This window comes from Endozoicomonas sp. SESOKO2 (genome assembly GCF_024606245.1).
Taxonomy (GTDB): Bacteria; Pseudomonadota; Gammaproteobacteria; order Pseudomonadales; family Endozoicomonadaceae; genus Endozoicomonas_A.
Genome location: NZ_JAHHPQ010000389.1, coordinates 1 through 12,801, shown reverse-complemented (window position 1 = coordinate 12,801; position 12,801 = coordinate 1). Strand labels below are relative to the sequence as shown.

Genomic DNA, 12,801 nt, shown 5'->3' with positions numbered 1-12,801 from the left:
GAAATGGAAACTCTTTCTTAAGCGAAACCAGCCGTTTTTCTGCCTCAGAGTGTGGAACGGATTGCCCTTCTTTATAGTAGGCATCAGTGCGAAAACGAAGCGTATTGTTATAGACAAACCGAGCACAGCCAAACGATTGTGCAAGAAGTATTTCCTGCTCAGGTGTCGGATAGAATCGGTATTTATAGGTTCGCTTAGTCATATTTACATTTTACAATAAAAGCTGTAAATATAGCAAGTGTCTTGCATAAGCAGTCTTTCAGACTGCGAGCTATCCATCCCCGCACCAGAAGTACGGGGCTTTCCGCTCAATTTGGTAAATCAGTCTGAACTTAGAACCTGAATTCCACACCAGCCTGCAAGTAGTGCCCCAGAGCATTTTCAGACCAAGTGCCTGCATAACCAACATTCATATTTAGCTGCCCGCTCAGCTGTGTCGCAATGCCCAGAGAGTAATAGGTAGCATTCTCATCATAACCTTTTAAACTGTGTTTCGAATTCATGTACTCAATATCATCGGGCTCGTAATCATTGTGCTGCCAACCCAGTGAGGCTTTCAGTTCGACAGGCTGATTCATTAGGAAACTGTCGTATGTCAGACTAACTCCCATTCTGGACACCCAGCCTTTGTTGGTGCTCTTTCCCACCATACCCGAAGCCCAGCTATATTTATCCCGGTCCTGACTGGCATAAAGAAACTGAACTTCCGGCGTTAACGTCAGACCCACTGTTACGCTGTCGAGACTGATATCGTAACCGCCGCGAAAATAGGCATCCCACTCCTCGCTTTTGAAGTCCGAGTTGTAGCGCGGCACTTTACTGTCAACAGTATTCCAGTTATAAGTCAGCAGACCTTCAGCGTGAAAGCCATCCTTGCTCCAGGCAACCGTTGGCCCCAGCCTCCAGGTGCCTGTATCCAACTCGCCATTATGATCCTTAAGATCAGCGTCCAGCTTTTGCCAGGCACCATAAACACCCAATAGCCAGTGTTCAGAGACCGGCCTGAGTAGCCCCAGCTGAATGCCGTAGCCTCCGGACTTGAAGCCAGCCATGTTGTCGATCTCATCCTGATCATAAAAATGACCATAAAGCCCCACCAGTCCGAACCAGTCACCACTGACAAAAGCGGTAGCCCTCTCTGACACTGATAGCATAAAAACTTCATTATTTTCATCCTGCTCCAGATAATCGACTCTTGCAGAAGCATTACCATTCTCGGCTTTTAACAGTGTTGCGGAGGTTTGCTCAAGCAGATTCCCCTCAACCCCACTTATGGCAGCGGCTGGTATCCGGCCCTTAAGAATACTTCGCGTCAGCCCGGTAAAATGACCATATGCACTAAAGGTCGATTCAATCATCATCTTGTTGGCGATTGAGGGGTGATCGAGAGCAAGAGGAATGGAAGAAGTTACAGGATCAGCGAGTGCGATATTGTCCAGTCTTTGTACCGGAATCAGCCTTCCTTCTTTAATCGGCTGATCCACATTTTTAGCTTTAAAGTAATATTGACCATCCTTCCCCAGTTGATAAACCTTGTCAGTATCTATGATGGCTTTTGCATCCATCGTTCTTGAATAGGTGATGGTGGCACTGTTGCCACTTTCGTCACTGGTTACCGAAGATTGAACTCCGGTTTGAGCCAGGACGGGAATAAGCCACCCTCCGGCAGCACCGCCGAGCGCAACCAGCCTGACGGTATGAGAAAGATTGGACCTGACGTTCACAATTACTCCCGATCTTAATGTGCCAAAGTGAATAAATTCTTCCAGATCAGAAAGTAGTCCATCGCGGCAGGTTATCCAGTTTTTCTATAAAACGAGCCACTATCATTCCATGGTCGTATTTGCATTCTGACTGAATGAACCTCGCTCCCAGACTCCAGAGACTGACGGTACGAGTCAAATCAACAGCAGCATACAAAGCAGCAGCTTAGTTATAGACAGGCTTCTATTTATCAGGGGAAGTTCAACTGCATTCTCCCCCCCCCCTTGCTGCAAGTCTTATATTTTTCAATATTCTGCAAAATAATAAAAAAGTGCTACATTTCAGGGTCAATTTTCCGAAAAACTAAACTTTCAACATATGAAAAATCACAGAGCAATTACAACCACTCGAGTTATTTTTATTATTTCCGTTTTGTATTCATATAATGTCAATGCATCACTCTATAATGCGATCAGTAGTCTGATTTCGCTTTTTGATGAGATACACTTAAAACAATTTCAGTTAAATGAACAAAGAGTATCTGTTTTTTCTAATTTAGAGTTTAACGACAGTGTCATATTGTTAAGGATATATCACGCATCATTGCTTGCCAGACGGCAGCAAGGTACAGCTTCTTCGAAAGAGGTCTATATAAAAAGAATGGAAAGCCAATTCTTACGCTGTCTGCATGGAGATTCTGATCGGCTTATGGTGCAAGGCTTAGCCACTCATCTGATGTCTGCTTCCGGAGGGATAATTTCCCTTTCATCTCATATGGGTAGAGATGTACATGGATTTCTACAATCTGAAGATTTTTGTAAAACAGACAATCTAAAAGACGAAGAAATCTACGCAAAGGCAAAAGAGCATTTATCAACAATCTACGAGTCATTGAAAAATGACAACGCTTTTTTAACAGCGTGTGCTAATTTTGGCTTAGAAAGTGACTACAAAACAACCATTGAATTAATAAGTACAGCATTACAGTAATGCATGTTGAGCAGAGTAAATATGCCAGATGCATGTGGAGTCCGAGACTATGACCGTAACTGAATGACTACAGATCATGACAAACGAAGTAGACTCTCTTGCCAATTTCTATTCGTTCCGGTTGCCAAGGAGTGATTATTTTCTCTTAATGGAGGGGCGCCTGTTTTGTTGAGGCTGCAATATTACCTCCCGGGCGGGTTTAGAAGATAAGCAGAAATCATGGAGTTTATAGAATAGATTAAGCAGGGAAATGAGAGCCACGACTGGTGTTTACTGTTAGCTTGTAAACATAATTTAGTTATCAGTTGACTCTCATGTCATTTTTTATAATCGAGCTAACGTTAATTACACTGCCCGAAAACAGCGCACCTCGTGTACTCAGCGAGCAAGTTGGGCAAGCTGGTCGTTTCAACTGGCGTTTCAGCTGACATTTCAGGTGGTATTTCATCAGCTGACATTTCAGGCGGTATTTCATCAGCTGGCATTTCAGATGGCGTTATTTCATCTACCGGATTGACTTCGTATAACCAGATTTTGCCCTCAACCCCGGCTACCGCCAACAATTCACCATCGGGACTAAAGCTAACGCTATTTATAGCCGTTTTTGGTTCTTTGATAGACTTCATTTCAGACCACCCCGATTCACCTTTCGATAAAATGCTGACAGTTTCAGAAACAGAATCATCAAAACCAATCCCACCTGCAACCAATAGAGATCCATCATTATTGAATGCCATACTGGTTATGCCAATAAGATCAGTTTGGACAAAATCTTTATTGATAAAGTTGTAGCCGAAGCAGGGAAAGTATTTTTCACACATCATTCTGGGGTCACTATTTTGAAAAAAGACTCCAGCACGCCGGGTTGAGAATGCCAACAGAGAACGGTCTGAACTTAAATCCAAACCTTTAGCATAGTAACCTTTTCTAAATCTGAAAGAGTACACAATGTCATGGAGATTAAATGAATCATTTGAATGTAGAACATAGGCACCAGATGGAGTCCTGACCAGCAATGTGTTATCGGACAGAAACCTCAAATTAACCGGCAGAATATTATAAATCGTACCCACGTGCTGAAAATCACGCTTTACATTGTACACCTTTACATCGTGGTTATCCTCAACCGCAAATAAAGTACCGTCAGGGCTGAATGCAAAAGTAGGATAGGTGTGGTTATTATCACGAAGTTCATGCTTAAGAATAAAATTGTTCTTCGCGTCATAGAACCTGACTCCCTTGTCGTTCGTTGATACCGCCAACAGTGAGCCATCAGGGCTAAACACGGCATTGACTTTGTCTACAGATTGACCCGACGGAATTCGAATTGATTTATAAGTTAATATATCCTTCTGTAGTATTTGTACATGAGGGATTGTCACATTACGATCGTCCTTGCATGTTACTCCAGCTGCCAACATGGAAGAATCATGATTCCATGAAGTTGAATGGACGTTACATCTGACGTCAGGACTCATAAATTGTCCTCTAAGCTCGGCAAGAGGCTTAGCATTTACTTCGAGTGTCAGCTCAAAGTCCACTTTTTTTTGCGACGCCTGTACAGATTCGTCAGCTTTAAGCCCGGTAAGAACAGCGCAGGACAGTCCAGCTAACACTGAACACTTCAGCATTTTTTTCCAGTAAGTTTTCATAAGAAAGTTTCTCCATTAAGTTTTTTGAAAAAATAGTCCATTCAATTGGTATTTTTATGATTCGACTTTGCAACTGTAGATAAGTTCCCTCTCTTTTCAAATATTCTTATTAAAAAATGGAGGGGCACCTCTTAATTCTGTCAACATAGCTAGCTACCAGGCTTCAGCCCTGGAGGGAGTCATCATCAGGGAGTCGTTCGCACCTATTGTTTGAAGCCACCAGTGAGTAATCGAATTCCGTACCAGCTTAAAACTTTTCCTATTGAAAGTAGCAGCACATTATTAACAATATGAGCGGTCAAAGGTGCAATCATCCCATTTTCACAATAGATATAGCCAAAATAAAAACCAGAAACAGTCGCAATAAAAGCTTGGGCAATTTGAGGATTCACATTCCTTAGATGCAATAAACCAAATACGATTGAGGATATAGTAATTGCATAAAATTGAGACTTGCCATTTATTTCATCACTATCATATTCAAGTTTTCCAAGTAAATATTTTACATGAGACTCTATAGCAGTGAGGCCAATAAAACGATAAATAAATTCTTCTTCTGCTGCTGCAATAATTGATTTCGAATAACGCTTAACTATGGCACTTCTATAGAATCTCAATGCTTCCTCTTTTGAAATTGAAAAGGCTGACTGCATAGTAGGTGAGTTTACATGGTATGGGCTAGCTATATATTTACTAAACAAAAGTAAAAATGGAGTGATAATCAGTACGCCAACAGCAGGTATATAAAACCCATAACAGAGCCCTACTTTAAAATCATTTTTAATTTCCTCCAAAAATGGAGACATATTATCAAGAAAAGTTGTTTTGATTGATACCTGTTCAATCGGACAGAAACCATGAGTCTCGCCCATAGAAGATCCGTTAATATTGGTTATGTTTGAAGCATTTAGATAATGACATACTTCTTCACCACTCAATATAACTCTATCATCTGAATAAAGCCTACTCACAAATAAATTTAGATATATCAAGGCTAAAAAGAAGATTAAGGATAACTTCATAATGCTACTTTTGGTGAGTAAAACTCAGTCAATGTAGCACAGCATAAACAAACTGAATGAGGTATCTACTCTACTGGAGCGGGGGAAGCTCAGAAGCGGCTATCCTGATAGCGTTCAGGGCTTCATTCGTACAGGAATTCTTTTGCTTCCCCAGTCACCGGGCTGCTCTTCAAAAACACCGGCTACCTTTTCACCACATTGATGGCAGCAACCCGATGCCAGGTTCCAGATCCCCAGCTGATACCAGTCTCGCTGAATCAATAATTGCCCGCAGTTATGGCACCAGGTACTCCCCCCATGACTGTCGTGTACATTTCCGGTATAGGCATAACGAATGCCTTTTCCGATAGCAATGTTTCTTGCCCTGGCAAGAGTACCAGCGGGCGTGTGTGTATGCTCCATCATTTTCCAGTCAGGGTGAAAGGCGGTGAAATGAATAGGCACATCAACGCCCAGTTGTTCAACGACCCACTCACACAGACTGTTAAGCTCGGGATCAGAATCATTCTCTCCGGGAATTAGCAGGGTGGTGATTTCAAACCATACCTCTGTTTCATGCTTGAGATATTTCAGAGTTTCCAATACGGGCTGTAAAGATCCACCACAAATTTTTTTATAAAAAGACTCAGTGAATGCTTTCAGGTCAATATTGGCCGCATCCATGCATTGAAAGAAGGTTTCTCTGGGGGCTTCGCAAATATAACCGGCACTGACGGCTACCGGGCAAATACCTTGCTCATGACAAGCCAGCGCAACATCTATGGCATATTCCATAAAAATCACCGGGTCATTGTAGGTAAAAGCCAGGCTTCTGCAGCCCTTTTCCAACGCAGCCAGAGCCAGCTGCTCAGGCATAGCCTGATCAGCCAGGGTGTCCATTTCCCTCGACTTGCTCATATCCCAGTTCTGGCAGAACTTGCAGGCAAGATTACAGCCTGCTGTGCCAAATGATAAAACCGGAGTACCCGGTAAAAAGTGGTTCAGTGGTTTCTTTTCTATCGGATCAATACAGAAACCGCTGGAGCGCCCATAACTGGTCAAAACAATCTGATCCTGATGCCGGGCTCTGACAAAACAAAGCCCTTGCTGACCTTCCCTCAGCTTGCAAGCTCTGGGACAAACATCACACTGAATTCGACCATCCTCAAGACAGTGCCAGTATTCGGTGGGAAAATTGCCAGGCGGAAAATCGTCAGATGGAGACTGACCGAGCCCATTTATCATGACAGTGCCTCACTCGGTTCGCTGACTATAATTATAGAGCCGCTCATCCGTGGGGGAAGCTCAATGAACATTCGACAACCTGCAGTGTCTGGTGTTTTCTATCCCGACGAACCGGAACTCCTGAAAACCGTTGTCACTAATCTGATGTCGGAAGCCACTGAGAGAGAACTGTCGCCTAAAGTCCTGATCGTACCCCACGCCGGTTACATCTACTCAGGAGCTATTGCTGCATCAGGCTATAAACAGCTGGAAACCTATCGCAGCAAAATCAAAAGAGTGGCATTGCTGGGTCCTTCTCACCAGGTTGCGTTTGAGGGGATAGCCCTTCCGAACTGCGAGGCATACTCGACTCCCATAGGCGATATTCCATTGGATACCGATGCCATCAAAAGCCTGAGTCAATTCAATCAGATACACACTCTGGATGCAGCTCATGCCAATGAGCACAGTCTGGAAGTGCAGTGCCCCTTTCTTCAAAGTACTCTGGACAGTTTCAAGCTGATTCCCCTGGTCGTGGGTGATGCTTCCCCCTATGCCGTTGCTGAAGTTATAGACTTTCTCTGGGGCGGCGATGAAACCCTGATCGTCATCAGCTCAGACCTCAGTCACTACCTCAGCTATGAAGAAGCCAACCAGCGTGACAGTCTGACGACCAGAGCCATAGAACAAATGAGCGGTTGTTTGACGGGAGGTCAGGCCTGCGGCAGCCATCCTCTCAATGGTATGCTGAAAATAGCCCAGCGCAGGGGCATGGAAGTCGTGACTCTCGATGTCCGAAACTCCGGTGATACGGCGGGTGATAAAAAACGGGTCGTGGGATACGGAGCCTACGTTATCCAGTAAAGATAACTTGAGTCGATACTACCCGCTGTACGCTTATTTATTGTTTAACAGGCTGACCACAACAAGAAAGGATCAAGCCGGATGGATCTGAATCTCACAGAACTGGACAAAAAAAATCTGTTACGTCTGGCCAGACAAACTATCGCCAGGATCTGTGTTGAGGGTGAAGCGCCCAAGCTTGATTTAACTCAGTTTCCAGCAAAATTACAGGCCCATCTCGCCTCATTTGTGACACTTCAGAAATTCGGAGAACTAAGAGGTTGTATTGGCTCACTGACTCCCCGGAAACCTTTGATAGTAGATATCGCACACAATGCTTTTGCCAGTGCTTTCAGAGATCAGCGTTTCTTTCCTGTGACCGAAAATGAGCTGGCAGACCTGCGTATTGAAATATCCATCCTGACCCCCATGACAGTTATGAGGATTGAGACTGAAGAAGATCTTCTGGAGCAGTTACGTCCGGGTATTGATGGCCTGTTGATTCAGGGGGATCACCACAAAGCCACTTTTCTGCCACAGGTATGGGAACAACTGACCGAACCTGACGAGTTTCTCCTTCACCTCAAACACAAAGCCGGACTTCAGTCTCATGAGTGGCCCGAAGATATGAGGTGTTTTTCTTATCAATGTCTGAAATTCAAAGAAGATTAAGAGGTAAGAGACTGAACATCAGCAGAGTCAAGCGAAAATGGCGTGAGGTTAATAGAAGCGCTCCCTACCCCTATCCGAAGAAATGTCAGCACTGCTCTTCGATGACCACCAGCGAATTGGCTTCCATTTCAATCCAGCCTCGGGTGAGCAAAACTTCCTTGGCAAAGGGGGATGCTGAGCTGGTATCCAAAAGTCGGTTCCAGTACTTCTCGGGGTCAATCTGGGGCAAAGTCACTTTTCTGGACTGCTCTTCATTATTTATCAGGATGTAGAGACTTTTCTCATCCTGATGAGTGACCACTGAAGCCATCTTGATACAGAGACAACCCCCACCCAATTCTCCAAGCTGGGCCTCCGTCAGCCTAATGCCATCCGGGGAATACCAGGTCGTGGCTTTGCGTCCACCGGCACCGCCCAGCAGGGTGTGGGTCTTTCGAAATGCTATCAGTTGCTGAACAAATAACTGCAAAACTGCATCATCAGCTTCAATGTCCTGCATCCAGCCCCAGTCCTGCCAGGATAGAGGTGAGTCCTGACAATAGGCATTGTTATTACCCTGCTGACTGTTACCGAACTCATCACCGGCCATCAACATGGGCGTCCCACGGGACAGCATCAGTGTTGCCAGCATGTTCTTTCGAGCCCTCTGCCTTCTGGCTCTGATATCACGATCTTCCGTTTCACCTTCTACGCCATAATTCCGCGAGAAGTTGTGCTGATCGCCATCCCGATTATCCTCACCATTGGCATGATTACGACGCTCTTCATAAGAGCAGAGGTCATTGAGGGTAAAGCCATCGTGGCTGCAAAGATAATTAATACTGGCTAACGGGCGACGTTTACCAAATACATCTTCAGAACCGGTTATTCGCCAGCCCATCTCTGCCAGCCGTCCCTCATCGCCACGCCAATAGGCTCGTGTACCATCCCTGAAACGATCATTCCATTCCTGCCATTCCTGTGGGAAACCGGACAATCGATAACCCTCAGGTCCAATATCCCAGGGTTCTGCAATTAACTTGGTGCGGGAAACAACCGGGTCTTGATGTACAGCTCCGAAAAAGGCACTGTCAAACCGGTACTCTCGATGCTGTCTGGCAAGCGCAGGAGCCAGGTCAAAGCGGAAACCATCAATCTGATATTCCTGTGCCCACAAGCGCAAGGCGTCCATGGTCAACTTCAGGGTCTGGGGACTGTCAAAATTCAGAGTATTACCACAGCCCGTATAGTTGACGGCAGATAGACGACCACTATGATCATCCATCAGGTAGTAATCACTCTCTGCCAGACCTCGCATACTCAAACTCGGGCCACCATGCCCTGATTCACAGGTATGGTTATAGACCACATCCATGATGACCTCAATTCCTGCCCTGTGCAGCTCACGAACCATGGTTTTCATTTCAGTGACCGGATCTTTGATCGCCAATGAAGGTTCCGGTGCCATCATACAGAGAGGGTTATATCCCCAGTAATTTCTGAGCCCCATCCCCTCAAGGCGTTCTTCATTGACCTGAGAGGTCACCGGAAGCAACTCAACGGCTGTGACTCCCAACCTGTTGAGGTAATCAATTACAGGGGGGTGGCATAGCCCAAGATAAGTACCTCTCAACGCTTCCGGCACATCCGGATGCTGCTGTGTAAATCCTTTAACATGCAGTTCATAAACGACACTGTCTGCCTTGGAAATAACGGGTTTTTTAACAGACTGCCAATCGAAAGTATGTTCTCTCACAACACTTCTTGGCATAAAGGCGGCGCTGTCCTGCTCACTCTTAAGCCACTGTTCAGCACTGTCCTCTGTTGAAAAGCGCTTTACCTTGTAAGCATTGTTTTCAGAAGGTGCATGCCATTGATAGTCAAATAACGCCTCAGACCACTGAACCGCTCCCCGCAGTTCGCGGGTATAGGGGTCCATCAATAGCTTATGACTGTTAAAACGTGGGGATATAGAAGGCGACCAGGCACCCTCGGCACGGAAGCCGTAAAGCTGACCGGCCTCAATACCTTTCACGAGAAGATGCCAGACTCCCTGATCAGAAGGCGACATTGCCAGTCTTTCTTCTTCATCACTCTGGTTGAACAGGCAAAGGTAGAGTTGACGAGCATCAGGAGCATAGACGGCAAAGTTGACCCCTGTAGCTTCACTGCCCGTTGTTGGCAGGAAATCATCATTCACCAGTGTCGCCCCCTGCAAACCGGGACATCCCGCAGAAACAGAAATACCAGTGATCACAATCGTTTTTGTTGCTCACATTTTTGTTCGTTAAAAATCATGGTTCAGCCAATGGGTATAGCGTCAGAATCCGGAGCCAGAAACAGGGTCGACAGAGGAGGAAGTGTGACCAATAGCGAGTGATCATAACCATGCGTGTGATAATGCTCGGTATAAAGCACCTTGCTGTTAACGACACCACTGCCACCATAACACTGCTCATCCGAATTCAGTATTTCTTTCCAGACGCCTTCAATAGGCACTCCAATCCTGTAATCTTTCCTTATTTCCGGTGTCATATTGGCCAGAACCATAACCGGAGCACCTGAAAAGCTCTTTCGAATAAATGCAAAGACACTCTGCCGCTGGTCATCAGCCACCACCCAGGCAAAACCATTATGGTCATAATCCGACTTATACAGCGCAGGGTAAGACTTGTACAGGTGATTTAACGTTTTAACAAGCTGCCTGAGCCCCTGGCTGTAATCATTTTTATTGAGCAACCCCCAATCCAACTGACCATCATGATCCCACTCCCTGATGCTGCCGATTTCAGATCCCATAAACAGCAACTTCTTACCGGGATGCCCGAACATAAAGCCCAGATAGGCACGCAAGTTTGCATACTTTCGCCACTCATCTCCGGGCATTTTTCCCAACAGACTGCCCTTGCCATGCACCACTTCATCATGAGAGAGCGCCAGAATAAAATGTTCGCTGTAGTGATAGGTCATACTCTGCATCATCTCCCAATGATGATGGCTTCGATGAACCGGGTCCCGGGCCATATAGCCCAGAGTGTCGTGCATCCATCCCATATTCCATTTGTAGCCAAAGCCCAGCCCTCCATCATAGGTGGGCATGGAAACCTTGGGCCAACTGGTCGATTCTTCGGCAATCGATACCTGGTCCGGGTAGTGCAGATAAAGTGTTTCGTTCAATTCCTTCAGGAATTTTACCGCTTCAATGTGCTCGTTTCCGCCCATGCAATTGGGCTCCCACTCCCCTTCACTCCTGGAATAGTCGAGATAGAGCATGGAAGCCACTGCATCTACCCGCACTCCATCCAGATGAAAACGGTCCAGCCAGTACATGGCATTGCTGATCAGAAAATCTTTTACCTCTGGCTTGCCATAGTCATAAATATGAGATTGCCAGTCAGGATGCCAGCCTCTTTTGGGATCAGCATATTCATAAAGGGCTGTGCCATCAAAATGACCCAGGCCATGGGGATCGGAAGGAAAATGGGCAGGAACCCAGTCAAGAATGACGCCAATACCGGACTGATGGCAGGCATCAATAAACGCTTTGAAGTCATCCGGAGTACCAAAGCGGCTGGTAGGTGCAAACAGCCCTACCGGTTGATAGCCCCACGATCCTGTGAATGGATGTTCCATAAGGGGCATCAGTTCAATATGAGTAAAACCCATCTCGACAACATAAGGAATCAACTGTTCAGCCAGGGTTTTGTAACTGAGGCTTCTACCCTGTTCTTGTCGCCAGGAGCCCAAGTGTACTTCATAGATGCTGACCGGCCTGTCCAGACAGGAGTGATGCTTCCAGTGACGATCTTCCCACTCATAAGTCAGGTGATCGTAAATAATAGAAGCATTGCCGGGAGGCTGCTCGGCGTAGTAGCCATAGGGATCGGCCTTGTGAGGCAGTAAATCCCCATGCTGGCTGCGAATTTCATATTTGTAGAGATCACCCGCCTTCACGTTCGGGACGAACAAACGCCAGATCCCATCTTCCGAGCTGGCCATAGGATGAACTCTGCCATCCCAGCCATTAAAACTGCCAACCAGACTGACGCTTCTCGCATTCGGCGCGTAGACCCTGAAGATCACCCCTTCTATGGAAATTTTCTCCTCAGGGTGCAACGAAACCAGATGCGCCCCCATATACCGATAGTTTCGATAAGGTTCACGGTGAACATGACTCAGGGTATATGACTGAAACTGGTAAGGATCCATTAATGTATACGACTGATGATCTTTATTGGTAATCGCCAGCTGATACAGAAAAACAGAACAGCATTCTGGCAACACCAACTCAAATACTCCCGGGGCGATTTGAACCATCTCACCCACCGCTTCACCGGAGGTAAAGGCGATAACACTGACAGCACTGGCATCAGGTCTCCAGACCCTCAGCAACAGGCCACCCCTTTCAGGACGTTCATGAAATCCCAGAACGTTAAACGGCGCGGCACAGCCGCTATCAAGCATGTGATTGATCATCGGTTCGACAGAATTAGGCATACAAGGAAGGCTTCTATTTACTCAGTTTGAGGAAGTATAGGAGCCCTCTCGAAAATCGACAGGCTACTGTAAGAAATCCTCTAAAGCAGAGAATTGCTATAAGAATTGACTCACTGCTTATAGCCTTTAAGCCATGTTCCAAATGGTTTTACTGTAATCCTGAATAGACCGATCTGATGAGAATTTACCCATTGAAGCCGAGTTGATGATCGCCTTTTTCCACCAGAGTTCCGGCTTTT

11 protein-coding genes are annotated in these 12,801 nt (G+C 45.8%); 3 read left to right on the top strand and 8 right to left on the bottom strand.

The window, feature by feature from the left end; translation table 11 throughout:
- Both KDK17_RS08535 and KDK17_RS19530 read right to left on the bottom strand, forming a co-directional pair.
- Positions 1–202, bottom strand: a 202-nt coding sequence (locus KDK17_RS08535) for a helix-turn-helix domain-containing protein (RefSeq protein ID WP_257287857.1), incomplete at its 3' end; no start/stop codon positions are given.
- A 130-nt stretch (positions 203–332) separates the two neighbouring features.
- Complete coding sequence (locus tag KDK17_RS19530; RefSeq protein ID WP_257274199.1) at positions 333–1,724, bottom strand: autotransporter outer membrane beta-barrel domain-containing protein; 1,392 nt, start codon at positions 1,722–1,724, stop codon at positions 333–335.
- 358 nt (positions 1,725–2,082) lie between these two features.
- Between KDK17_RS19530 and KDK17_RS08525 the strand changes: the two genes are divergently transcribed.
- Positions 2,083–2,694: a hypothetical protein gene (locus KDK17_RS08525; protein ID WP_257274197.1), complete on the top strand. Its 612-nt coding sequence runs from the start codon at positions 2,083–2,085 to the stop codon at positions 2,692–2,694.
- 341 nt (positions 2,695–3,035) lie between these two features.
- On the opposite strand, the gene KDK17_RS08520 is transcribed toward KDK17_RS08525, so the two are convergent.
- The 3 genes from KDK17_RS08520 to amrS all read right to left on the bottom strand — a co-directional run bounded on the left by KDK17_RS08520 (position 3,036) and on the right by amrS (position 6,592).
- Positions 3,036–4,346 (bottom strand): WD40 repeat domain-containing protein, encoded by a 1,311-nt coding sequence (locus tag KDK17_RS08520; RefSeq protein WP_257274196.1) that lies wholly within the window; start codon positions 4,344–4,346, stop codon positions 3,036–3,038.
- A gap of 203 nt (positions 4,347–4,549) precedes the next feature.
- Positions 4,550–5,368 (bottom strand): CPBP family intramembrane glutamic endopeptidase, encoded by an 819-nt coding sequence (locus KDK17_RS08515; protein ID WP_257274195.1) that lies wholly within the window; start codon positions 5,366–5,368, stop codon positions 4,550–4,552.
- A gap of 114 nt (positions 5,369–5,482) precedes the next feature.
- Complete coding sequence (gene amrS, locus KDK17_RS08510; protein WP_257280646.1) at positions 5,483–6,592, bottom strand: AmmeMemoRadiSam system radical SAM enzyme; 1,110 nt, start codon at positions 6,590–6,592, stop codon at positions 5,483–5,485.
- A 63-nt stretch (positions 6,593–6,655) separates the two neighbouring features.
- Here amrS and amrB point away from each other — a divergent pair, with 63 nt between their 5' ends.
- Both amrB and amrA read left to right on the top strand, forming a co-directional pair.
- Positions 6,656–7,435: an AmmeMemoRadiSam system protein B gene (gene amrB / locus KDK17_RS08505; RefSeq protein ID WP_257280645.1), complete on the top strand. Its 780-nt coding sequence runs from the start codon at positions 6,656–6,658 to the stop codon at positions 7,433–7,435.
- Between the two features lie 81 nt (positions 7,436–7,516).
- Positions 7,517–8,086, top strand: coding sequence for an AmmeMemoRadiSam system protein A (amrA, locus tag KDK17_RS08500; RefSeq protein WP_257280644.1), 570 nt, complete (start codon positions 7,517–7,519; stop codon positions 8,084–8,086).
- A gap of 85 nt (positions 8,087–8,171) precedes the next feature.
- Here the strand turns inward: amrA and glgX are convergent, their stop codons facing one another.
- The 3 genes from glgX to KDK17_RS19525 form a co-directional block, all read right to left on the bottom strand.
- The gene (gene glgX / locus KDK17_RS08495; protein WP_257280643.1) at positions 8,172–10,322 is read right to left on the bottom strand and encodes a glycogen debranching protein GlgX; all 2,151 of its coding nucleotides are present in this window, start codon (positions 10,320–10,322) and stop codon (positions 8,172–8,174) included.
- Between the two features lie 44 nt (positions 10,323–10,366).
- Entirely contained in the window at positions 10,367–12,562 is a 2,196-nt protein-coding gene (glgB, locus tag KDK17_RS08490) for a 1,4-alpha-glucan branching protein GlgB (RefSeq protein ID WP_257280642.1), read from the bottom strand.
- Positions 12,563–12,688: 126 nt separating this feature from the next.
- Positions 12,689–12,801: glycogen/starch/alpha-glucan phosphorylase (locus tag KDK17_RS19525; protein WP_373691577.1), on the bottom strand; the 113-nt coding region annotated here is incomplete at its 5' end.

Excerpts from the sequence above, each read along its gene's own strand:
- KDK17_RS08525 (WP_257274197.1), top strand. The coding sequence starts at position 2,083 with ATGAAAAATCACAGAGCAATTACAACCACTCGAGTTATTTTTATTATT.
- KDK17_RS08520 (WP_257274196.1), bottom strand. The coding sequence starts at position 4,346 with ATGAAAACTTACTGGAAAAAAATGCTGAAGTGTTCAGTGTTAGCTGGA.
- KDK17_RS08515 (WP_257274195.1), bottom strand. The coding sequence starts at position 5,368 with ATGAAGTTATCCTTAATCTTCTTTTTAGCCTTGATATATCTAAATTTA.
- amrS (WP_257280646.1), bottom strand. The coding sequence starts at position 6,592 with ATGATAAATGGGCTCGGTCAGTCTCCATCTGACGATTTTCCGCCTGGC.
- amrB (WP_257280645.1), top strand. The coding sequence starts at position 6,656 with ATGAACATTCGACAACCTGCAGTGTCTGGTGTTTTCTATCCCGACGAA.
- amrA (WP_257280644.1), top strand. The coding sequence starts at position 7,517 with ATGGATCTGAATCTCACAGAACTGGACAAAAAAAATCTGTTACGTCTG.
- glgB (WP_257280642.1), bottom strand. The coding sequence starts at position 12,562 with ATGCCTAATTCTGTCGAACCGATGATCAATCACATGCTTGATAGCGGC.